The sequence below is a fragment of the Streptomyces sp. NPDC002680 genome, assembly GCF_042889145.1.
Classification (GTDB): domain Bacteria; phylum Actinomycetota; class Actinomycetes; order Streptomycetales; family Streptomycetaceae; genus Streptomyces; species Streptomyces adonidis.
In genome coordinates, this window is record NZ_JBIAQP010000005.1 from 67069 (window position 1) to 88632 (window position 21564).

The window sequence follows — 21564 nt, forward strand, 5'->3', positions numbered from 1 at the left end:
GTCAGCCCGCGTCGGCCATCTCCTCGGAGAGGTTGGACTCCGTACCCGGAATGCCGAGGTCCTGGGCGCGCTTGTCGGCCATGGCGAGCAGTCGGCGGATACGGCCCGCGACGGCGTCCTTGGTCAGCGGCGGGTCGGCGAGGGCGCCCAGCTCCTCCAGGGAGGCCTGCTTGTGCTCCATGCGCAGCCGGCCGGCCGCCGCGAGGTGCTCGGGCACGTCGTCGGCGAGGATCTCCAGCGCGCGCTGGACCCGGGCACCGGCGGCGACGGCCGCGCGCGCGGAGCGGCGCAGGTTGGCGTCGTCGAAGTTGGCGAGCCGGTTCGCCGTGGCGCGGACCTCGCGGCGCATCCGCCGCTCCTCCCAGGCCAGCACGGACTCGTGCGCGCCGAGCCGGGTGAGGAGGGCGCCGATCGCGTCCCCGTCCCGGACGACGACCCGGTCGACGCCCCGGACCTCGCGGGCCTTGGCGGCGATCGAGAGCCGCCGAGCGGCGCCGACGAGGGCGAGCGCGGCCTCGGGGCCGGGGCAGGTCACCTCCAGGGACGAGGAGCGTCCCGGCTCGGTGAGCGAGCCGTGGGCCAGGAAGGCCCCTCTCCAGGCCGCCTCCGCGTCACAGGTGGCCCCGGAGACCACCTGCGGGGGCAGACCTCTGATCGGGCGCCCGCGGCCGTCCACGAGCCCTGTCTGGCGGGCCAGCTGGTCGCCGCCCGCGACCACCCTGACCACGTAACGGGAGCCGCGGCGCAGTCCGCCGGGTGCCATCACGATCAGTTCGGAACTGTGGCCGAAAATCTCCAGGATGTCCCGCTTGAGACGGCGCGCCGCCATCGCGGTGTCCAGCTCCGCCTCGATCACGATGCGCCCGCTGACCAGGTGAAGGCCGCCGGCGAACCGCAGAATGGCGGAGACCTCCGCCTTCCTGCAGCAGGTACGGGTGACGGGGAGCCGGGAGATCTCGTCCTTCACCGCTGCCGTCATCGCCATGGGCCGATCCTTCCATGCATCCGAAAAATACGGTCGTACGCGGCGGCCAACAGCTCCGTATCGTGCCGAGGAGATCCGTCGGGCCGGGCCACCGGCGCCAGCTCGACCGCGGCGCCGAACCCCTTGGCGGCGTCGGTCAGCAAATCGCGGTCGGGCACGGCGGCCTCGTCGGCCAACACCACGTCCAGGGCGAGTTTAGGGGCGTGTCGTCCCAAAACCTCCAAATGACGCTGCGGGGAGAAGCCCTCGGTTTCTCCGGGCTGCGGCGCGAGGTTCAGCGAGAGTACCCGGCGGGCCTTCGTCTCGGTGAGCGCTTCGAGCAGCTCCGGCACCAGCAGATGGGGGATCACGGAGGAGAACCAGGAGCCGGGACCGAGGACCACCCAGTCGGCGTCCAGGACGGCGGCGACGGCCTCCGGGACGGCGGGCGGGTCGTGCGGCACGAGGTGCACGGACTGCACCTCGCCGGGCGTCAGCGCGACGGTCGCCTGCCCCCGTACGGTGTCGACGTCCTCGGGCCGCTCCGGGTCGTGCCCCTTGACCAGGGCCTGCAGCTCCAGGGGTACGGCGGACATCGGCAGGACTCGGCCGTGCGCGCCCAGGAGCCTGCCGACCAGGTCGAGGGCCTGGACGTGGTCGCCGAGCTGCTCCCACAGGGCGACGATCAGCAGGTTGCCGACGGCGTGTTCGTGCAGGTCTCCCTTGGACTGGAAGCGGTGCTGGATGACGCGGGCCCAGGTCTGGCCCCACTCGTCGTCGCCGCACAGCGCGGCCAGGGCCTTGCGCAGGTCACCGGGCGGCAGGACGCCCAGTTCGTCGCGCAGGCGCCCGCTGGAGCCGCCGTCGTCGGCCACGGTGACGACGGCGGTCAGGTCGCCGGTGATCCGGCGCAGTGCGGCGAGCGAGGCGGACAGGCCCATGCCGCCGCCCAGGGCGACGACCTTGGGCTGGGCGCCCCGGCGGCGCGGCCTGGCGCCGCGTGCCTCGACGGGCCGGCCGGCCCGTCCCTCGGGGGTCACCCGGCGCAGCCTGCTCAGCCGCGGTGTACGTCCCGTCATTCCCGTCCCATGTCCCGGTGCACGATCACGGTCTCCACGCCCTGCGAGGCGAGGCGTGCGGCGAGCTTCTCCGAGGTGGCGACCGAGCGGTGCTTGCCGCCGGTGCAGCCGACCGCGATGGTCACATAGCGCTTGCCCTCGCGGCGGTACCCGGCGGCGATGAGCTGGAGCAGCTCGGCGTACCGGTCGAGGAACTCCTTGGCGCCGGGCTGGTTGAAGACGTACGCCGACACCTCCTCGTTGAGCCCGGTGTACGGGCGCAGCTCCGGGACCCAGTGCGGGTTCGGCAGGAACCGCATGTCCACGACCAGGTCGGCGTCGACCGGGAGGCCGTACTTGAAGCCGAAGGACATCACCGTGGCCCGCAGCTCGGGCTCCTCCTCGCCGGCGAACTGGGCGTCCATCTTTGCGCGCAGTTCGTGCACGTTGAGGCTGGAGGTGTCGATCACCAGGTCGGCGTCGCCGCGCAGCTCGCGCAGCAGTTCGCGCTCGGCGTCGATGCCGTCGACGATACGGCCGTCCCCCTGGAGGGGGTGCGGCCTGCGCACCGACTCGAAACGGCGCACCAGGGCGTCGTCCGAGGACTCCAGGAAGACGATCCGCCGGGTGACGCCCTTGACCGCCAGGTCGGCGAGCGACTCACGGAGGTTGTCGAAGAAGCGCCTGCCGCGTACGTCGACGACGACCGCGATCCTGGCGACGTTGCCCTGGGAGCGGGCGCCCAGCTCCACCATGGTGGGGATCAGCGCCGGTGGCAGGTTGTCGACGACGAACCAGCCGAGGTCCTCCAGACACTTGGCGGCCGTCGAACGGCCTGCTCCGGACATGCCGGAGATGATCACCAGCTCGGGGATGGCCGCTTCGGGGACCCCGGCTGTCTCGATGCCCGTACCCACTTGCTCTCCGTCTTCCTGGCCCGGTGGTTCCTGGCCCGTCGGGCCGCCCGGTGCGGGGCCCTCGGCGTGCCGCGAGCGATCATCGCCCGCTTCCTTGTGACCTGCCTGGCCCTCTGCTGTGGGCTCGGCCTTCGGTGTCTCGTGCTCGGTCATTTCTCCTGCCCCCGTCGCTCGTCCGGGGCGCCCGCGGCTACGGGCTCCCCCGGGGAACCCGCCCGCGTCCCGGGTTCCCCGTCCTGCGTGTCTGCCGTGCCTTCGGCGTCCGATGTGTCCGCTGCGTCTGGTGTGTCTTCTACGTAATCCATGATCTCTCCGGTCGCCGTGTTGACGGCGGGTGCGGCCGGGGCCGCCCGCGCGAGGGCCGCGGCGATCGTCTCGGCCGTCTTCAGGCCTATGCCGGGAACCTCGCGGATCTGGTCGATTGTGGCGGACCGCAGCTTCTTCACCGAGCCGAAATGCTTGATCAGCGCCTGTTTCCGGGTTTCACCGAGTCCGGGCACGTCGTCCAGGGGGCTCGCCCGGAAGCGTTTGGCCCGCTTGACGCGCTGGTAGGTGATCGCGAAGCGGTGTGCCTCGTCGCGCACGCGCTGGAGGAGATACAGGCCCTCGCTGGTGCGGGGCAGGATCACCGGGTCGTCGTCGCCGGGCACCCAGACCTCCTCCAGGCGCTTCGCGAGGCCGCAGACGGCGATGTCGTCGATGCCCAGTTCGTCCAGCGCCCGCTGGGCGGCGGCGACCTGCGGCTGCCCGCCGTCGACGACGACGAGCTGCGGCGGATAGGCGAACCGCTTGGGCCGCCCGTCCTCGTCCTTCAGCTGCTGACCGGGCTCCGGGTCGGTTTCCTGGCCGATTTCCTGGCCGTCCGCCCACTCCCCGGTCTTCCCCTTCTCGGCGATGTAGCGCTTGAAGCGGCGGGTGATCACCTCGTGCATGGACCGGACGTCGTCCTGGCCCTCGAAGCCCTTGATCTGGAAGCGGCGGTACTCGCTCTTGCGCTGCAGGCCGTCCTCGAAGACGACCATGGACGCCACCACGTCGTCGCCCTGGAGGTGGGAGATGTCGTAGCACTCGATGCGCAGCGGGGCACTGTCCAGGTCGAGGGCCTCGGCGATCTCCTCCAGCGCGCGCGAGCGCGTGGTCAGGTCGGAGGCGCGCTTGGTCTTGTGCAGCACGAGCGACTGCTGCGCGTTGCGCTGCACGGTCTCCATGAGTGCCTTCTTGTCGCCGCGCTGCGGGATGCGCAGCGAGACGCCGGACCCGCGCCGCTCCGCCAGCCACTCCTGGACGGGCTCCACGGGGTCGGGCAGCGCGGGGACGAGGACCTCCTTGGGCACGGAGTCGCCCTTCTCCTCGCCGTAGAGCTGCTGGAGGGCGTGCTCGACAAGGGCGCCGGTGGTGATCTCCTCGACCTTGTCGGTCACCCAGCCCCGCTGGCCGCGCACGCGACCGCCGCGTACGTGGAAGATCTGGACGGCCGCTTCCAGCTCGTCCTCGGCGACCGCGATCAGGTCGGCGTCGGTCGCGTCGGCGAGGACGACCGCGCTCTTCTCCATGGCCTTCCTGAGTGCCTCGATGTCGTCGCGCAGCCGGGCCGCCCGCTCGTACTCCATCTCCTCGGCCGCCTCGGCCATCTGCTTCTCCTGGCGGCGGATGTACGTCCCCGTACGCCCGGCCATGAAGTCGCAGAACTCGTCGGCCAGTTCGCGGTGTTCCTCGGCCGAGACCCGCCCGACGCAGGGCGCCGAGCACTTGCCGATGTAGCCGAGGAGACAGGGACGGCCGGTGCGGGCGGCGTTCTTGAAGACGCCGGCCGAGCACGTGCGCACCGGGAAGACGCGCAGGAGCAGGTCCACGGTGTCGCGGATCGCCCACGCGTGCCCGTACGGCCCGAAGTAGCGCACGCCCTTGCGCTTCTGACCGCGCATCACCTGCACGCGCGGGTACTCCTCGTTCATCGTCACCGCGAGATACGGGTAGCTCTTGTCGTCGCGGTACTTGACGTTGAAGCGGGGGTCGTACTCCTTGATCCACGAGTACTCCAGCTGGAGCGCCTCGACCTCCGTGGACACGACCGTCCACTCCACGGAGGCCGCCGTGGTGACCATCGTGCGGGTGCGCGGGTGGAGTCCGGCCAGGTCCTGGAAGTAGTTGGCCAGGCGCTGGCGCAGGCTTTTCGCCTTCCCGACGTAGATCACCCGGCGGTGCTCGTCGCGGAATCTGTACACCCCGGGAGAGTCCGGGATCTGTCCCGGCTTGGGGCGGTAGCTGGAGGGGTCGGCCATGTCTCACACCCTACTGGCGGGGTGTGACAGCGCGGCGATCCTGTGGACGGACGCCCCGGTCCCCACGGAGGGGTGAACAGCGAAGCGAGAGCCTCGGCAGTTGCGCATGTTTGCGCCTCAGGTGTTGTCGCGCCTTGGTCAACACGCTTCAATGCGGGGGAACTCGGGGCCGCGAACGGCCGCGTACGCACGTGAGGACACACGGGGGCGAGGACGACGCCGCGTACGCCCGCCGGACCGCCCCGGTTCGCCCCACGCGCGCGGTCCGACCAGCCGCCGCGACCATTCACAGAAGGGCCCCTGCATGCGCCAAGGCACACCGCACGCGGACGACGCCATCGCGGAGGACGCCACCGCGGAACTGGACACGGCCCTGCGAAACGGCCCCTTCCATGTGGCCCTGCGGGCGGCGATCACCGCCCGCGGTCTGCCGCTGCAACGCGTCCAGCACCATCTGTGGCGGTACGGGGTCAAGGTCGGCGTCACCAGCCTGAGTTACTGGCAGCAGGGCGCCCGCCGCCCGCAGCGCCCCGAGTCGCTGCGGGCCGTGAGAGCTCTGGAGGAGATCCTCCAGCTGCCGGAGGAATCACTGATCCGGCTGCTCTCCCGGGACGACGAACGCGCCGGCACCCAGCGTCCCGCCGCACGTTCGTACCGCTCCCTGGTGGAGGCCTCCGGGGTCCTGGAGCAGCTGCTGACGGAGCTGGAGGCGCCGCTCGACGGCGGTCTGCACACCCTTGGCCTGCACGAACGGATACGGATCGGCGCACACCGCGAACTCCTCGTCCGCGAGGCCCACCACATCGTGCGCGCCCACCGGGACGGCACCGACCGCTTCGTCGCCGTCCACCACGGCGACCCCGGGTGCGCGCCGGACCGTATGTCGGTCCACGCCCTGGAGAATTGCCGCACGGGACGGGTGCGCCGGCACCACGACACGGGGGTGCTCGTCGCCGAACTCCTCTTCGACACCCGGTTGCGTGCTGGAGATACGTTCCTCTTCCGCTACGCCGTCGAGGACGGCACCGCGGGTGTGTCCCGTGAGTACGTCCGCGGTTTCGGCGTCGCGGGCGGCCAGTACGCGCTCCAGGTCCGCTTCGACGACGGGTCCCTGCCGGTGCGCTGCCACCGGTTCGCCCAGCACTCGGCCGCGGCGCCCCGCAGTGGCCGCCAGGACCTCCCGGTGAGCGCCCGCCACCGCTCGGTGCACCTCGTCGAGCCGAGGCTGCGACCGGGGATCCTGGGCATCGGCTGGGACTGGGAGTGACCGGCCTGTCGTGACGTAAGCGATTGCGCAATCGCTTACGTAAGCGTTTACGTCCCGCGTTGAATGCGGTACGTTGCCGCCATTGACGCCGGATCCGGACGGGAGGACGCGGCCCCATGGCGACGATGGCCGATGTCGCACGGCACGCGGGCGTGTCCGTGGCGACCGTCTCCCATGTACTCAACGACACCCGTGTGGTGCGCCCCGCGACCCGGCAGTCCGTCCTCGACGCCATCGAGGTGCTGGGCTACACGCCGAACACGCTGGCCCGGTCCCTGGTCACCGCGCGGACGCGGTCCATCGGACTCGCGGTGTCAGCGATCAGCAACCCGTACTTCACGGAGATCGTCCAGGGCGTCGAGGCGGGCGCCCTGGAACATGGCTACAGCCTCCTCATCGCCGACCCGCACGACGATCCCGAGCACGAGCGCAAGGTCGTCCAGCTGCTGCACGAGCGGCGCGTGGACGGCATGATCGTCGCCCCTTCGGCGGATCCCGGCGCCCTGGTCGCCTATCTGACCCGGCACGAGGTACCGACGGTGCTCCTGGACCGACTGCTGGACACCCCATCGGACAGCAACTCCTCGGACAGCGCCCCGCGCTTCGACCAGGTGTGCGCCGAGAACTCCGAACCCATGGCCAGGCTGGTCGCCCACCTCACCGCTCTGGGGCACGAGCGAGTCGGCCTGGTCGCGGGCCGCCCCGGCCTCAGCACGACGACGGAACGGATCACCGGCTACCGCATCGGCCTCGCGTTCGCCGGGCTCCCCCACGACGAGCGCCTGGTGGTCCATGGCGACTCCGAGTCGGAGGGTGCCGAGCGGGCCACCGCCGCCCTTCTCTCCCTCGCGGCGCCCCCGACCGCCCTCGTCACCGCCAACAACGCGATGACGATCGGCGCCCTGCGTGCCGTGCGCGAGCGGGGCCTCACCGTGCCGGACGACCTGGCGCTGTGCTGCTTCGACGACTTCGCCTGGGCGGACCTCTTCTCCCCCGGGCTCACCGCGATGGCACAGCCCGCCAAGGACATCGGCGCCGAGGCCGTACGTCTGCTCCTGGACCGTCTGGCCGACCCGGACCGCCCGACCCGGACCGTGCGGCTTCCGTGCGCGTTCGTCCATCGCGAGTCGTGCGGGTGTGCCGGGCAGCGGAGCCGGCGACCGCGCCCCGAGAACTCCCCCAAGGCCGAGAGAGGACCCGTCTCGTGATCGTCGTCGCCGGTGAGGCACTGATCGACCTGGTACCGCGTGCGGCGGGCGCCCTCGCGGATCTGCGGCCGGCGCTCGGCGGCGGGCCCTACAACACCGCGGTCGCCCTCGGGCGCCTCGGCTCCCCCACCGCGTTCTGTTCCCGGGTCTCGTCCGACGCCTTCGGCGAGGCGCTGCTCGACGGGCTGCACGGCGCAGGCGTGGACGTGTCGTCCGTACAGCGCGGCAATGAGCCGACGACCCTTGCGGTCGCCTCGATCGGTGCGGACGGTTCGGCCGCCTACTCCTTCTATGTCGAGGGCACCGCCGACCGGCTGTTCACGGCACCCGCCCGACTCCCCGACGCGGCCCGGGCGGTGTCCTTCGGCACCTGCTCGCTGGTCCTGGAGCCGGGCGCGACCGCGTACGAGGAACTGCTGCGGAGCGCCGCCGCGCAGGGGGTGTTCACCGCGCTCGACCCGAACATCAGGGCGGTACTGATCCCCGACGCGGACGCCTATCGGGCCCGTTTCAAGAGCTGGCTGCCGTCGGTGTCGCTGCTCAAGCTGTCGGAGGAGGACGCGAAGTGGCTCGGCGGGACTCCGCACGAATGGCTGGCCGCCGGTCCTTCCGCCGTCGTCGTCACCCGGGGCGGCGACGGGCTGACCGTCTTCACCCGTGAGGGCGCGGAACACTCCGTACCGGGCGAGGAGGTCGACGTCGTGGACACGATCGGCGCCGGCGACACCGTGAACGCGGCGCTGCTGCACGGTCTGTCGGTCCGGGACGCCCTGTCGTCGGAGGCGCTGGCCGGCCTGGGCCCCGACGGCTGGACCGACCTGCTCCGCCTCGCGGCGCGGGCGGCGGCGATCACCTGTTCACGGGCGGGGGCGGAGCCGCCGTACGCGGCTGAACTGGGTGTTCTGTAGGGACGGTTGCGTTTGGTTGTGCAACGGGCGGCGGCCCGCAGGGAGTTCCTGCGGGCCGCCGCCCTTGCTGCGTTGTCCGGGCTCGGCGACAGTTCAGGCCTTGCGGGCCCGAGTTGTCGTCTTCTTCGCCGGAGTCACCTTCTTCGTCGCCGTGTTGTTGGCGGTCTTCGCCGTCGCCGTCTTCGTCGCCGTCGACTTGGCCGCCACCGCCTTCTTGGCGGCCGTCTTGCGCGGGGCCTTGACCGAGGTGCCGTCGCTGATCCGGTCGGCGCCCAGGATCTCGCGCAGGAACTTGCCGGTGTGGCTGGCGGGGACCCCGGCGATCTCCTCGGGGGTGCCCTCGGCGACCACGAGACCGCCGCCCGCGCCACCCTCGGGGCCCATGTCGACGACCCAGTCGGCGGTCTTGATGACGTCGAGGTTGTGCTCGATGACGATGACCGTGTTGCCCTTGTCGACCAGGCCGGAGAGGACCTTGAGGAGCTTGCTGATGTCCTCGAAGTGGAGACCGGTGGTCGGCTCGTCCAGGACGTACACCGTGCGCCCTGTGGAGCGCTTCTGGAGTTCGCTGGCGAGCTTCACCCGCTGGGCCTCGCCGCCGGACAGAGTCGTCGCGGACTGGCCGAGCCTGACGTAGCCGAGGCCGACGTCGTGCAGCGTGTTGAGGTGGCGGGCGATCGCCGGGACGGCCTCGAAGAAGTGCCGGGCCTCCTCGATCGGCATGTTCAGGATGTCGGCGATGGACTTGCCCTTGTAGTGGACCTCCAGGGTCTCCCGGTTGTAGCGGGCGCCGTGGCAGACCTCGCACGGGACGTACACGTCCGGGAGGAAGTTCATCTCGATCTTGATGGTGCCGTCGCCCGCGCAGTTCTCGCAGCGTCCGCCCTTGACGTTGAAGGAGAAGCGGCCGGGCAGATAGCCCCGCACCTTCGCCTCGACCGTCTCCGCGAAGAGCTTGCGGACGTGGTCGAAGACACCGGTGTACGTCGCCGGGTTCGAGCGCGGGGTGCGGCCGATGGGCGACTGGTCGACGTGCACGACCTTGTCGACCAGGTCGTCGCCGTCCACGCGCGTGTGGCGGCCCGGCACGCTGCGGGCGCCGTTCAGCTCGCGGGCGAGGTGTGTGTACAGGATGTCGTTGACCAGCGTCGACTTGCCGGAGCCTGACACGCCCGTGACGGCCGTGAGCACGCCCAGCGGGAAGGACACGTCGATGTCCTGGAGGTTGTTCTCGCGGGCGCCGTGCACGGTGAGCCGGCGGGACGGGTCCTGCGGGCGCCGGATGTCGGGGAGCGGGATGGCCTTCTTGCCGGAGAGGTACTGCCCGGTCATCGACTCGTCGTTGGCGAGCAGCTCCTTCAGGGAGCCGCTGTGCACGACCTTGCCGCCGTGCTCGCCCGCGCCGGGGCCGATGTCGACGATCCAGTCGGCGACCTTGATGGTGTCCTCGTCGTGCTCGACGACGATGAGCGTGTTGCCCATGTCCCGCAGCCTGACCAGGGTTTCGATCAGCCGGTGGTTGTCACGCTGGTGCAGACCGATGGACGGCTCGTCGAGGACGTACAGGACGCCGACGAGTCCGGAGCCGATCTGGGTCGCCAGGCGGATGCGCTGGGCCTCGCCGCCGGAGAGGGTGCCGGCCGCGCGGTTCAGCGAGAGGTAGTCGAGGCCGACGTCGACCAGGAACTTCAGCCGTTCGTTGACCTCCTTGAGCACCCGCTCGGCGATCTTCTTGTCGCGGGCGTCGAGCTTCAGCTCGGCCAGGAAGTCCGCGCAGTCGCTGATCGACATCGCGGAGACCTCGGCGATGGACCGCTCCATGACCGTGACCGCGAGGACGATCGGCTTGAGGCGGGTGCCCTGGCAGGTGGGGCAGGGCACCTCGCGCATATAGCCCTCGAAGCGCTCCCGGCTGGCGTCGCTCTCGGACTCGCTGTGCCGCCGCTTCACGAACGGGACGGCGCCCTCGAAGGGCGTGGTGTACACGCGCTCCCGGCCGTACCGGTTGCGGTAGCGCACCTCGATCTGGGTCTTGTGCCCGTGCAGGAGCGCCTTCTTCGCGCGCTGCGGGAGGCCCGCGAAGGGGATGTCGGTGCGGAATCCCAGCGCGTCCGCGAGGGCGGTGACGAGACGGCCGAAGTAGTCCTTGGTGTGGCCGTGCGACCAGGGGTGGATGGCGCCCTCGTCGAGCGACTTGTCCTCGTCCGGGACGATCAGCTCGGGGTCGACCTCCATGCGCGTGCCGATGCCCGTGCACTCGGGGCAGGCACCGAAGGGCGAGTTGAAGGAGAAGGAGCGCGGCTCCAGCTCCTCGAAGGACAGGTCGTCGTACGGGCAGTACAGGTGCTCCGAGTACATGCGCTCGCGCTCGGGGTCGTCCTCGGGGAGGTCGACGAAGTCGAGCACGACCATGCCGCCGGCGAGGCCGAGGGCTGTCTCCACCGAGTCGGTGAGGCGGCGCTTGGCGCCCTCCTTGACCGTGAGGCGGTCGATGACCACCTCGATGGTGTGTTTCTCCTGCTTCTTCAGCGCGGGCGGGTCGGACAGCTGGACCGTCTCGCCGTCCACCCGCGCGCGGGAGTAGCCCTTGGTCTGGAGGTCCGCGAAGAGGTCGACGAACTCGCCCTTACGCTCCCGCACCAGCGGCGACAGCACCTGGAAGCGGCTCCCCTCAGGCAGCGACAGGACCTTGTCGACGATGGCCTGCGGCGACTGGCGCGAGATGGGGCGGGAGCACTCGGGGCAGTGCGGCTTGCCGATGCGCGCGAAGAGCAGGCGCAGATAGTCGTAGACCTCGGTGATGGTGCCGACCGTCGAGCGCGGGTTGCGCGAGGTCGACTTCTGGTCGATCGAGACGGCCGGCGAGAGGCCCTCGATGAAGTCGACGTCCGGCTTGTCCATCTGGCCGAGGAACTGGCGGGCGTACGACGAGAGCGACTCGACGTAGCGGCGCTGGCCCTCGGCGAAGATCGTGTCGAAGGCCAGCGAGGACTTGCCCGACCCGGACAGGCCCGTGAAGACGATGAGCGAGTCGCGCGGGAGGTCGAGCGAGACATTCTTGAGATTGTGCTCGCGCGCGCCACGGACGATGAGACGGTCGGCCACGCCGGTCCGCACCTTTCTTGGGAAGAAGTGACAGGGGCGGGGCCCCCGTGCTTTCTCAGACTAGGGGGAGCCACTGACAACGCCGGTCGGATTCCTGGGGTGGTAACAATCCCCGGCCATCCAGCATGCCCGACGCCGCACTCGACCATATAGCACGCACATTCGATTTACGGGTCCTGGCCGCTACCTTCACCCGAACGTGTGGCGGGACTATCGTCGGCACCATGGCTGATCATGTGCGCGACCTGGCATCTGTACGTGACGCGACGGAACGACTGCTCACCGCAGCCGCGAAATTGAACAACGATTCGGTGGCCGAGCCGTCACTGCTGCCGGGCTGGACCCGCGGCCATGCCCTCGCCCACCTCGCCCGCAACGCGGACGCTCTCGTGAACGTCTTCGAGGGACGTCGTATGTACGCCTCCGGGGAGGCGCGGGACACCGACATCGAGCGCGACGCCCCGCGCCCCCTCGACATACAGCTGACGGACGTGCGCGAGAGCGCCGCCCGCTTCCAGGAGGCGGGGGCAGCGCCCGCGGACTGGACTCGCACGGTGGAACTGCGCAACGGCGTCACCGACTCCGCCTCCTATTTGCCGTTCCGGCGCTGGGCCGAGGTCGAACTGCACCACGTGGACCTGGGGATCGAGTACGAGCTGGAAGATCTTCCGGCGGAGTTCGTGGAGCGGGAGATCGACTTCCTCGCCGAGCGCTTCGCGGGGCACCCCGAGGTGCCGCCCACGACGATCACGGACGGCCCGCGCGCGTGGAGCACGGGAAGCGAAGCGGCCGAGCCGGAGATCACGGTCACCGGCCCCGCCCCCGAGCTGCTGGGGTGGCTCGCCGGCCGTCGGGACGGGGCGGGACTCGACGTCTCGGGCGGAGCCCTGCCCGCGCTGCCCCCGCTCTAGTGTCAGCGGCGTCGCATAGGCTGAACGTCATGACGTACAGCGGAGCGGTGAAGGTCGGCGGCCCCGCCGATGTGCACGAGTTGCAGGACCTGATGATCACCAAGGTCGCGGTCGGCCCGATGAACAACAACGCCTATCTGCTGCGCTGCCGGGCCACGGACGAGCAGTTGCTGATCGACGCGGCGAACGACGCCCATACGTTGATCACACTGATCGGCGACGACGGCATCGCGTCGCTCGTCACCACGCACCAGCACGGGGACCACTGGCAGGCACTCGCGGAGGTCGTGGCAGCCACCGGTGCCCGTACGTACGCGGGCCGGGACGACGCCGAGGACATCCCCGTACCGACCGATGTACCGGTCGACGACGGGGACACGATCCGCGTGGGGCGCGTGGAACTCACCGCGCGCCACCTGGTCGGACACACGCCGGGCTCGATCGCGCTCGTCTACGACGACCCGCACGGGCATCCGCACGTGTTCACCGGGGACTGTCTTTTCCCCGGCGGCGTGGGCAACACGCGCAAGGACCCCGTGGCCTTCGCCAGCCTGATCCACGACGTGGAGACGAAGATCTTCGAGCCGCTCCCGGACGAGAGCTGGGTCTATCCGGGGCACGGCAACGACACCACCCTGGGCGCGGAGCGGCCCCACCTGCCGGAGTGGCACGCGCGAGGCTGGTGAGCCCGTCGAACCCCGTTCCAGGGGCGCGCAGTTGGTGAACGCGCGCCCCGTGTGAAACGAACACACATGCTGGCGTCGCACACGCGCTCCCGGCGTGCGCGCGGGCGCAGTCCACTGGAGGAAGCCCCGCGCAGGAAGACGGCTCCTGGGCGGCACGGGCCGCCGACCTGTCGATCCCCGCCCTCGGTCGGCGGCCCCGGCGTTCACAGGAAGCGTTCACAAAAACGCAACACACGTTCCCACTATGCGGACAATTCCGCCTGTGACCTGGACAAATGACACGCCTCGCTGCCACTCTCCCGCCATGCACTCTGCCCCTCACCTGCTGCGCCGCGCAGTCTCCGCCGCCACTGTCGCCCTGCTCGCCACCGCTGTCGGCTGTGCCCCGCAGCCGGAGGAGAAGAGCAGCGCCGCGTCCACCGAGTCGGCCGGAACCACCTGCGCCAAGGGCAAGTTGGCCACCCAGACCTCGGGCAAGCTGACGATCGCCACCGACGAGCCCGCGTACGAGCCGTGGTTCAAGGACGACAAGCCCGCCAATGGTGAGGGCTTCGAGTCGGCGGTCGCGTACGCCGTGGCGAAGCAGCTCGGCTACGACAAGGCGAACGTGGTCTGGCAGAGCGTGCCCTTCAACAAGGCGTTCGCGCCCGGCGAGAAGACCTTCGACTTCGACATCAACCAGGTGTCGATCAGCGCCGAGCGCAAGAAGGCCGTGGACTTCTCGTCCGGCTACTACGACGTGCGCCAGGCCGTCGTCGCGCTGAAGAACTCCAAGGCCGCGAAGGCGACGAGCATCGCGGACCTCAAGGGCCTCAAGCTGGGCGCCCAGGTCGGGACCACGAGCCTCAACTACCTCGAAGACGTGGTGAAGCCGACCCAGGAGCCGGCCGCGTACGCCAAGAACGACCAGGCCAAGGCCGCGCTGCAGAACGGCCAGGTCGACGCGATCGTCCTCGATCTGCCGACCGCGTTCTACGTCACGGCCGCCGAGGTGACCGACGCGAAGATCGTCGGGCAGTTCGAGAACCAGGGCGGTACGCCGGAGCAGTTCGGGCTCGTGCTCGACAAGGGCAGCGCGCTCACCTCGTGCGTGACGGCCGCGGTGGACGCCCTGCGCAAGGACGGCACGCTCGCCTCGATCGAGAAGCAGTGGCTGTCGGACGCCGTCGACGCTCCGGTGCTCAAGTGACCGCAGTGAAGGAGGAGTCCGGGCAGGAGGACCCGGGCGACATGCCGGACCGGGGCGACGGCTACGTCCCCTCGCAGCGGCGGATCGACCGTGAGCGGTTCAAGCGCACCCGCGCTCGCCGCGCCACGTCGATCGCCGCGGTGTCCACCCTGGTCACCGGCGTCGTCCTCTACCTGGTCGTCGTCAACGCGCCGGGCTGGCCGCGCACCAAGGAGACGTTCTTCAACGGGCAGTACGCGCGCGAGGCGTTCCCGAAGGTCCTCGAAGGGCTGTGGCTCAACGTACGGCTGCTGCTGATCTGCGGCGTCGCGGTGCTCGTCCTGGGCATGCTGATCGCGATCGCCCGTACGCTGCGCGGCCCGGTGTTCTTCCCGGTGCGCGCGCTGGCCGCCGCGTACACGGACTTCTTCCGCGGCCTCCCGCTGATCATCAACCTGATGATCGTCGTCCTGGGCGTCCCGGCGCTGCGGCTCCAGGGCATCACCGTGGACCCGGTGCTCCTCGGCGGTACGGCGCTGACGCTGACGTATTCGGCGTACGTCGCCGAGGTGTTCCGGGCCGGCATCGAGTCCGTGCACCCGTCGCAACGGGCGGCGGCGCGTTCGCTCGGGCTGACCAACCGGCAGGCGCTGCGGCACGTCGTACTGCCCCAGGCGGTACGGCGCCAGGTGCCGCCGCTGCTGAACGACCTGGTGTCGCTGCAGAAGGACACCGGGCTCGTCTCGATCGGCGGCGCGGTCGACGCCGTGCGCGCGGCCGACATCATCGTGGGCCGCAGCCTCAACTACACGCCGTACATCGTCGCGGGACTGGTCTTCGTCGCGCTGACCATCCCGATGACCCGCTTCACCGACTGGGTGACGGCCCGGATGGACCGGCAGCGGGCGCAGGGAGGAACACTGTGAGCGACATCCCCAGCGGCATCGCCGGTGACATTCCCGGGGGCTCCTCCCCCGTGCTGCGTATGGAGTCCGTGCGCAAGACGTTCGGCGAGACGGTCGTCCTGCGGGACGTCGATCTGGAGGTCGCCTCCCACACGGTGACCGCTCTGATCGGCGCGTCCGGCTCCGGCAAGTCCACGCTGCTGCGGTGCGCGAACCTGCTGGAGGAGATCGACGACGGCGCGATCTGGCTGGACGGCGAGGAGATCACCGACCCGCGGACCGACCAGGACGCCGTGCGCCGCCGGATCGGCGTGGTCTTCCAGGCGTACAACCTCTTTCCGCACATGACCGTCCTGGAGAACATCACCCTGGCCCCGCGCCGGGTGCACGGCGTGGACCGCGCGGAGGCCGAGCAGCACGCCCGTGAGCTGCTGGAGCGGCTCGGGCTCGGCGCGAAGGCCGGCGAGTACCCGGACCGGCTGAGCGGCGGCCAGCAGCAGCGGGCCGCGATCGTCCGCGCCCTGGCCGTACGCCCCCGGCTGCTGCTCCTCGACGAGATCACCGCTGCCCTCGACCCGGAACTCGTGGGCGAGGTCCTCAGCGTCGTCCGGGACCTCAAGGGCGAGGGCATGACGATGGTCCTGGCCACCCACGAGATGGGCTTCGCCCGCGATGTCGCGGACCAGGTGTGCTTCCTGGAGGGCGGCGTCGTCCTGGAACGCGGCACGGCCGAGCAGGTGTTCGGCGATCCGCAGCAGGAGCGCACCCAGCAGTTCCTGCGACGGATCGTGGAGGCAGGGCGGCTGTAAGGGCGGTCGCGTCCGCGCGTCACGCCTCCGCGGTCGCCGCTTCCACCAGCGCGGCGACCCGCTCCACCCCGAACACGTACCCCTGCACACCGCACCCCGCGATGACCCCGTCGGCGCGCAGGGAGACGTACGAGTGGTGCCGGAACGTCTCGCGCTGATGGATGTTGGAGATGTGGACCTCCAGCACCGGCAGGCCGTCGCAGGTGTTGAGCGCGTCCAGGATCGCGACGGACGTGTGGGAGTAGGCGCCGGGGTTGATGACGATGCCGGCGTGGTTGAGGCGTGCCTCCTGGATCCAGTCGACCAACTCGCCCTCGTGGTTGGACTGCCGGAAGTCCACCGTGCCGCCGTGCCCGGCCGCTGCCTTGGCACACAGGGCCTCGACGTCGGCGAGCGTGCCCGAGCCGTAGATGTCCGGCTGCCGCTGGCCCAGGAGGTTCAGGTTGGGCCCGTTGAGGATCATGATCGGGGCGTCGGCGAGGGTGCGGGGCATTGTTCCTCCGGTCCGTTCAGAAATGGCGGCCCCGTCGAGGACCGCTGCTCAGCCCCGGTTTATCACGGTGCACTGACAGTGCGGTGGCCCGTACGCTCCCGGCATGACGACCCCCGCGTATCCGCCCAAGCCCTCCCCCGGCGACCGCATCGCCGTCATCTCGCCGGGCGCCGGACTGCCCGGGCTCTTCCCGCGCCCCCATGAACTGGGGCTGGAGCGGCTGCGCAAGGAGTTCGGGCTCGAACCGGTCGAGTATCCGACGACCCGGAAGATGGGCGCGACGCCTCAGGAGCGGGCCGACGACATCCACGCGGCGTTCGCCGACCCGGACGTCAGGGCGGTCATCGCGTCGATCGGCGGCGACGACCAGATCACCGTGCTGCCGTTCCTGGACCGGGAGTTGCTCCGGGCGAACCCGAAGCCGTTCTTCGGGATGAGCGACAACACGAACCTGCTGGCCTACCTGTACAGCACCGGGATCGTCGGCTTCCACGGCGCGACCGTGATGACGGCGCTCGGCCGCCCCGTGGCCATGGACCCGCTGACCGCCGAGTCCCTGCGGGCCGCCCTGTTCACCTCGGGCGCCTACGAACTGCGGCCCGCCGACCGCTGGAACGACGTCAACCGCGACTGGGCCGACCCCGCGACCTTCGAGAGCGAACCGGAGACCCGGCCCGGCACCGGCTGGACCTGGCAGAACGCCGACCGCGTGGTGGAGGGCCGCAGTTGGGGCGGCTGTCTGGAGATCCTCGCCTGGCTGTTGATGGCCGACCGCGAGATCTCCCACGATCTGGCGGAGTACGACGGCGGAGTGCTGTTCCTGGAGACCTCCGAGGAGCTGCCGAGCGGAGAGGAGGTCTTCCGCATCCTGCGCAACATGGGCGAGCGCGGTCTGCTCCAGCGCTTCTCCGCGCTGCTGATGGCCCGCGCGAAGACCTGGTCCTTCGAGCGCCCCAACAGCCCCGCCGAGGGCGACCGTTACGCCGCCGAGCAACGGGAGGCGGTCCAACGCGGGCTGCGCGCCTACGCTCCCGGCATGATGACCGTCTTCGACGTGGACTTCGGACACACCGATCCGCAGATCGTCATCCCCTATGGAGGGTCGGTACGAGTGAACGGCCCTGACCGGCGCATCACCGTGACGTATTGACCCGGATCGGCCCCCGCACGCCCCCGTAACGCGCGGTCACCGTGGGTAGTTGACCCGGCATGCACGATGTACGCACGGTAAAGGCGCCTTCCATGGTGCGGCTGGCCACGGCCTCGCTCGCGGGGACGGCCATCGAGTTCTACGACTTCTTCGTCTACGGCACCGCGGCGGCGCTGGTCCTGGGGCCACTGTTCTTCCCGACGTTCTCGCCGCTGGCCGGGACACTGGCCGCCTTCGGGACGTTCGGGGTGGGCTTCGTCGCCCGGCCGCTGGGATCGGTGCTGTTCGGGCACATCGGGGACCGGCGCGGGCGGCGCCCGGTCCTCGTCGCCTCGCTGCTGCTGACCGGTGCGTCGACGGTCGCGGTCGGCTGCGTACCGACGTACGAGTCGATCGGCATGGCCGCTCCCGTGCTCCTCCTGGTGCTGCGTTTTCTCCAGGGGCTGGGACTCGGCGGGGAGTGGGGCGGGGCGGTCCTGCTGACCGCGGAGCACGCGCCCGCCGAGCGGCGCGCCCTGTGGGCGAGCTTCCCGCAGATCGGCCCCGCGGTGGGCTTCCTCCTCGCCAATGGCGTGATGCTGGCCCTGTCGGCGTCGCTCACGGAGGCGCAGTTCGCCTCGTGGGGGTGGCGGGTGCCGTTCTGGGCGGCCGGGGTGCTCGCGGTGGCGGGGCTGTGGCTGCGTTCGTCGCTCGCGGAGAGCCCGAGTTTCCTGGAGATCGACGACCACGCGCGCGTGCCGCTCGCCGAGGTGGTGCGCGACCATTGGCGGCTGGTCCTGCTGACGGCGGGCGCGCTCGCGGTCGGCTACGCCGTGTTCTACGCGGTGACGACCTGGTCCCTCGCCTACGGGACGGAACGGCTCGGTGTCAGCCGTACCGTCATGCTGGCCTGCATCATGGCCGCGGTGGTGGTCAAGGGCGCTCTGACACCGGTGGTGGCTCTCCTGGGGGACCGCTACGGCCGTCGCCCGCTGTGCCTCACGGGCTGTGCCGTCGCCGCTCTGTGGATGTGCCCGATGGTCGCGCTGCTGTCGACCGGCGAACCGCTGCTGATGTTCTTCGGCTTCCTGGTGGCGATGATCGCGTTCGTCACGATGTTCGCGGTGATCGCCGCGTATCTGCCGGAGCTGTACGAGCCCCGCGTACGGTGCACGGGCGCCGCGGTCGGCTACAACCTCGGCGGGGTGCTCGGCGGCGCGCTCACGCCGATCGTGGCGACGGCACTCGCCGAGGACGGGGGCCGGGTCCCGTGGGGCGTGGGCGCCTATCTGACCGGGATCGCGCTGTTCAGCCTGGGGTGCTTCGCACTGCTGCCGGAGACCCGGCCGGTCCCCCGCCTCGTCGCGATCCCGGCCACGGAGTGACCTGCCGCGGAGTTCAGGGATTGATCGCCAGCTCCAGGTAGGCAGCGAACAGCACCAGATGTACGCCTCCCTGGAGCGGCGTGGCCCGTCCGGGCACCACCGTCAGCGAACCCACCACCACGGTCAGGGCGAGCAGCACCATGTGCGTGGCTCCCAGGCCGAGGACCAGCGGCCCCGAGAGCCAGACGGACGCCAGGGCGACGGCGGGGATGGTCAGGCCGATGCTGGCCATCGCGGACCCGAGGGCGAGGTTGAGGCTGGTCTGCACCCGGTCACGGCGCGCTGAGCGCAGGGCGGCGATGGTCTCGGGAAGCAGCACGAGCAGGGCGATGATCACACCGACGACGGCATGCGGCAGGTCCGCCGCCTCCACCCCGTCCTCGATGGTGGGCGACACTCCCTTCGCGAGGCCGACCACACCGATCAGCGCCAGGCCCAGCAGTCCCAGGCTGACCTTGGCGTCACGGGCGGTCGGCAGCTCCGCATGACCGTCGGCGGTGATGACCTCGCCCTGCCGGGTGATCGGCAGGAAGTAGTCGCGGTGCCGCACGGTCTGAGTCGCCACGAACAGGCCGTACAGGGTCAGTGAGGCGAGCGCGGCAAAGGTGAGCTGAGCGGTGGAGAACTCGGGGCCCGGCTTGCTGGTGGTGAACGTCGGCAGCACCAGGCTGAGCGTGGCCAGCGTCGCGACCGTCGCGAGGGCGGCGCCGGTGCCCTCCGGGTTGAAGACCGCGGTCCCGTGGCGGAGCGAGGCCGTGAGCAGGCTCAGTCCGACGATGCCGTTGCAGGTGATCATCACGGCCGCGAAGACGGTGTCCCTGGCCAGGGTGGAGCTCTTGTCCCCGCCGTCGGCCATCAGCGTGACGATCAGGGCGACCTCGATGATCGTGACGGCGACGGCCAGCACGAGCGAGCCGAAGGGTTCACCGACCCGGTGGGCGATCACCTCGGCGTGGTGCACGGCGGCCAGCACGGCTCCCGCGAGCACCACCGTCACCAGCCCGACGACCACACCGGGAAGGTCACGCCCCCACGTGAACACGAGCAGGACGACCGCGGCCACCGGCACGACGGCCGTCCACCGCGTCACGAGCGACCGCAGCCGGACGATCATTCAGCGATCGTCGCAGAGGGACCCGGGCCCCGCATGCGCACACCGCCCCCGCGCCCGCTCCTCGGACCGGGCTCCACACCGACGAGGCATCGGGAGCGCTGCTCGGCAGTTCGCCGCGCACCGCTCCCGATGTGGTTGTTCCCGCGTCCGACGCGGTCAGGCGCCGATGCTGTCCTTCGGAGCGCCTTCGCTCTCCTCCTGCGCCGCCTCGGCCGCCGCCTGCTTCTTGGAAGCGATCAGGCTGGTGATCGTGGTGACGATCAGGACCGCGCAGATCACGCCGAGGGAGACCGGTATGGAGATCTCCGGTACATGGACGCCGGACTCGTGCAGCGCGTGCAGCACCAGTTTCACCCCGATGAAGCCGAGGATGACCGACAGGCCGTAGCTGAGGTGGACCAGCTTCTTCAGCAGACCGCCGATGAGGAAGTACAGCTGACGCAGACCCATCAGCGCGAACGCGTTGGCGGTGAAGACGATGTACGGGTCCTGGGTCAGGCCGAAGATCGCCGGGATCGAGTCGAGGGCGAACAGGACGTCCGTGGTGCCGATCGCGAGCATCACGACCAGCATCGGCGTCATGACGCGCTTGCCGTTCTGCTCGATCCACAGCTTGGTGCCGTGGTAGCGGTCGGCCACACCGAACCGCTTCTCGGCAGCCTTGAGCAGCCTGTTCTCCTCGAACTCCTCGTCCTCGTCGTCGGTACGGGCCTCCTGGATCAGCTTCCAGGCGGTCCAGATGAGGAAGGCACCGAAGATGTAGAACACCCACGCGAAGCTCGCGAGGATCGCGGCGCCGGCGGCGATGAATATCGCGCGCAGGACGAGCGCTATGAGAACGCCGACGAGGAGCACTCGCTGCTGGTACTGCGAGGGCACCGCGAACTTCGCCATGATCAGGACGAAGACGAAGAGGTTGTCGACACTCAGCGACTTCTCGGTGATGAAGCCCGCGAAGAACTCGCCGCCGGCCTCACCGCCGCCGAACACGAGCAGCCCGAGGCCGAAGAGCCCGGCCAGGGCTATCCAGACGACCGTCCAGATTCCGGCTTCCTTGATGGATACGTCGTGGGGCTTGCGCCCGATGAAGAAGTCCACCGCGATCAGAGCGGCGAGACCCACGATGGTCAGGACCCAAAGGGTCGGGGAAACATCCACTGCGCCTCCGGCAGTACGTAACGGCAAATTTCAGCGACGTCGCTACCGGAGGTCTCTTCCACCCGCGACAACCCGGCTCCTTCACGCGCCCGGTGCC

At 70.3% G+C, this 21564-nt stretch carries 18 protein-coding genes; 10 read left to right on the forward strand and 8 right to left on the reverse strand.

The window, feature by feature from the left end:
* Window position 1: 1 nt before the first annotated feature.
* From whiA to uvrC, 4 genes are read right to left on the reverse strand one after another with little or no spacing between them, the layout of a single operon-like run.
* The gene (gene whiA / locus ACFYXF_RS15050; RefSeq protein ID WP_105973880.1) at window positions 2-985 is read right to left on the reverse strand and encodes a DNA-binding protein WhiA; all 984 of its coding nucleotides are present in this window, start codon (window positions 983-985) and stop codon (window positions 2-4) included.
* On the reverse strand, window positions 976-2043 hold the full coding sequence (yvcK, locus tag ACFYXF_RS15055; RefSeq protein ID WP_369033707.1) for a uridine diphosphate-N-acetylglucosamine-binding protein YvcK: 1068 nt from the start codon (window positions 2041-2043) through the stop codon (window positions 976-978). Before yvcK ends, whiA begins: the two co-directional genes overlap by 10 nt.
* Entirely contained in the window at window positions 2040-3092 is a 1053-nt protein-coding gene (gene rapZ / locus ACFYXF_RS15060) for an RNase adapter RapZ (RefSeq protein ID WP_389349998.1), read from the reverse strand. The genes yvcK and rapZ overlap by 4 nt, the downstream gene beginning before the upstream one ends.
* Window positions 3089-5221, reverse strand: a complete 2133-nt coding sequence (gene uvrC, locus ACFYXF_RS15065) for an excinuclease ABC subunit UvrC (protein WP_389349999.1) — start codon at window positions 5219-5221, stop codon at window positions 3089-3091. Before uvrC ends, rapZ begins: the two co-directional genes overlap by 4 nt.
* A 304-nt stretch (window positions 5222-5525) precedes the next feature.
* Between uvrC and ACFYXF_RS15070 the strand changes: the two genes are divergently transcribed.
* The 3 genes from ACFYXF_RS15070 (at window position 5526) to ACFYXF_RS15080 (ending at window position 8604) form a co-directional block, all read left to right on the forward strand.
* Complete coding sequence (locus ACFYXF_RS15070) at window positions 5526-6488, forward strand: hypothetical protein (RefSeq protein WP_389350000.1); 963 nt, start codon at window positions 5526-5528, stop codon at window positions 6486-6488.
* A 116-nt stretch (window positions 6489-6604) separates the two neighbouring features.
* A complete protein-coding gene (locus ACFYXF_RS15075) occupies window positions 6605-7696 on the forward strand; it encodes a LacI family DNA-binding transcriptional regulator (protein WP_389350001.1) in 1092 nt (363 codons plus the stop codon).
* On the forward strand, window positions 7693-8604 hold the full coding sequence (locus ACFYXF_RS15080) for a carbohydrate kinase (protein WP_389350002.1): 912 nt from the start codon (window positions 7693-7695) through the stop codon (window positions 8602-8604). The genes ACFYXF_RS15075 and ACFYXF_RS15080 overlap by 4 nt, the downstream gene beginning before the upstream one ends.
* Before the next feature lie 93 nt (window positions 8605-8697).
* Here the strand turns inward: ACFYXF_RS15080 and uvrA are convergent, their stop codons facing one another.
* Window positions 8698-11709, reverse strand: coding sequence for an excinuclease ABC subunit UvrA (gene uvrA / locus ACFYXF_RS15085; RefSeq protein WP_389350003.1), 3012 nt, complete (start codon window positions 11707-11709; stop codon window positions 8698-8700).
* Between the two features lie 224 nt (window positions 11710-11933).
* Between uvrA and ACFYXF_RS15090 the strand changes: the two genes are divergently transcribed.
* The 5 genes from ACFYXF_RS15090 (at window position 11934) to ACFYXF_RS15110 (ending at window position 16188) form a co-directional block, all read left to right on the forward strand.
* Window positions 11934-12620, forward strand: coding sequence for a maleylpyruvate isomerase family mycothiol-dependent enzyme (locus ACFYXF_RS15090; protein ID WP_389350004.1), 687 nt, complete (start codon window positions 11934-11936; stop codon window positions 12618-12620).
* Between the two features lie 29 nt (window positions 12621-12649).
* Complete coding sequence (locus ACFYXF_RS15095; RefSeq protein WP_389350005.1) at window positions 12650-13306, forward strand: MBL fold metallo-hydrolase; 657 nt, start codon at window positions 12650-12652, stop codon at window positions 13304-13306.
* 304 nt (window positions 13307-13610) lie between these two features.
* On the forward strand, window positions 13611-14495 hold the full coding sequence (locus ACFYXF_RS15100) for an ABC transporter substrate-binding protein (protein WP_389350006.1): 885 nt from the start codon (window positions 13611-13613) through the stop codon (window positions 14493-14495).
* Complete coding sequence (locus ACFYXF_RS15105) at window positions 14492-15400, forward strand: amino acid ABC transporter permease (protein WP_389350007.1); 909 nt, start codon at window positions 14492-14494, stop codon at window positions 15398-15400. Before ACFYXF_RS15100 ends, ACFYXF_RS15105 begins: the two co-directional genes overlap by 4 nt.
* A 59-nt stretch (window positions 15401-15459) precedes the next feature.
* Window positions 15460-16188 carry an amino acid ABC transporter ATP-binding protein gene (locus tag ACFYXF_RS15110; RefSeq protein WP_389350353.1) on the forward strand — a complete coding sequence of 243 codons (729 nt, stop codon included), beginning with the start codon at window positions 15460-15462 and terminating at the stop codon, window positions 16186-16188.
* Window positions 16189-16207: 19 nt separating this feature from the next.
* Here the strand turns inward: ACFYXF_RS15110 and aroQ are convergent, their stop codons facing one another.
* Window positions 16208-16681: a type II 3-dehydroquinate dehydratase gene (gene aroQ, locus ACFYXF_RS15115; protein WP_389350008.1), complete on the reverse strand. Its 474-nt coding sequence runs from the start codon at window positions 16679-16681 to the stop codon at window positions 16208-16210.
* Between the two features lie 103 nt (window positions 16682-16784).
* On the opposite strand from aroQ, the gene ACFYXF_RS15120 reads away from it, so the two are divergent.
* Together ACFYXF_RS15120 and ACFYXF_RS15125 are read left to right on the forward strand one after the other, a co-directional pair.
* On the forward strand, window positions 16785-17831 hold the full coding sequence (locus ACFYXF_RS15120) for a S66 peptidase family protein (RefSeq protein ID WP_389350009.1): 1047 nt from the start codon (window positions 16785-16787) through the stop codon (window positions 17829-17831).
* Window positions 17832-17890: 59 nt separating this feature from the next.
* The gene (locus ACFYXF_RS15125; RefSeq protein WP_389350010.1) at window positions 17891-19195 is read left to right on the forward strand and encodes an MFS transporter; all 1305 of its coding nucleotides are present in this window, start codon (window positions 17891-17893) and stop codon (window positions 19193-19195) included.
* Between the two features lie 13 nt (window positions 19196-19208).
* Here ACFYXF_RS15125 and ACFYXF_RS15130 read toward each other — a convergent pair whose 3' ends face one another.
* Both ACFYXF_RS15130 and ACFYXF_RS15135 read right to left on the reverse strand, forming a co-directional pair.
* Complete coding sequence (locus tag ACFYXF_RS15130; RefSeq protein WP_389350011.1) at window positions 19209-20309, reverse strand: calcium:proton antiporter; 1101 nt, start codon at window positions 20307-20309, stop codon at window positions 19209-19211.
* Window positions 20310-20465: 156 nt separating this feature from the next.
* Window positions 20466-21467, reverse strand: a complete 1002-nt coding sequence (locus tag ACFYXF_RS15135) for a TerC/Alx family metal homeostasis membrane protein (RefSeq protein WP_389350012.1) — start codon at window positions 21465-21467, stop codon at window positions 20466-20468.
* Between the last annotated feature and the right edge of the window lie 97 nt (window positions 21468-21564).

What these genes read in the sequence shown, in the direction of transcription:
- whiA (WP_105973880.1), bottom strand. Translation starts at nt 985, where the DNA reads ATGGCGATGACGGCAGCGGTGAAGGACGAGATCTCCCGGCTCCCCGTC.
- yvcK (WP_369033707.1), bottom strand. Translation starts at nt 2,043, where the DNA reads ATGACGGGACGTACACCGCGGCTGAGCAGGCTGCGCCGGGTGACCCCC.
- rapZ (WP_389349998.1), bottom strand. Translation starts at nt 3,092, where the DNA reads ATGACCGAGCACGAGACACCGAAGGCCGAGCCCACAGCAGAGGGCCAG.
- uvrC (WP_389349999.1), bottom strand. Translation starts at nt 5,221, where the DNA reads ATGGCCGACCCCTCCAGCTACCGCCCCAAGCCGGGACAGATCCCGGAC.
- ACFYXF_RS15070 (WP_389350000.1), top strand. Translation starts at nt 5,526, where the DNA reads ATGCGCCAAGGCACACCGCACGCGGACGACGCCATCGCGGAGGACGCC.
- ACFYXF_RS15075 (WP_389350001.1), top strand. Translation starts at nt 6,605, where the DNA reads ATGGCGACGATGGCCGATGTCGCACGGCACGCGGGCGTGTCCGTGGCG.
- ACFYXF_RS15090 (WP_389350004.1), top strand. Translation starts at nt 11,934, where the DNA reads ATGGCTGATCATGTGCGCGACCTGGCATCTGTACGTGACGCGACGGAA.
- ACFYXF_RS15095 (WP_389350005.1), top strand. Translation starts at nt 12,650, where the DNA reads ATGACGTACAGCGGAGCGGTGAAGGTCGGCGGCCCCGCCGATGTGCAC.
- ACFYXF_RS15100 (WP_389350006.1), top strand. Translation starts at nt 13,611, where the DNA reads ATGCACTCTGCCCCTCACCTGCTGCGCCGCGCAGTCTCCGCCGCCACT.
- ACFYXF_RS15110 (WP_389350353.1), top strand. Translation starts at nt 15,460, where the DNA reads ATGGAGTCCGTGCGCAAGACGTTCGGCGAGACGGTCGTCCTGCGGGAC.
- aroQ (WP_389350008.1), bottom strand. Translation starts at nt 16,681, where the DNA reads ATGCCCCGCACCCTCGCCGACGCCCCGATCATGATCCTCAACGGGCCC.
- ACFYXF_RS15120 (WP_389350009.1), top strand. Translation starts at nt 16,785, where the DNA reads ATGACGACCCCCGCGTATCCGCCCAAGCCCTCCCCCGGCGACCGCATC.
- ACFYXF_RS15125 (WP_389350010.1), top strand. Translation starts at nt 17,891, where the DNA reads ATGCACGATGTACGCACGGTAAAGGCGCCTTCCATGGTGCGGCTGGCC.
- ACFYXF_RS15130 (WP_389350011.1), bottom strand. Translation starts at nt 20,309, where the DNA reads ATGATCGTCCGGCTGCGGTCGCTCGTGACGCGGTGGACGGCCGTCGTG.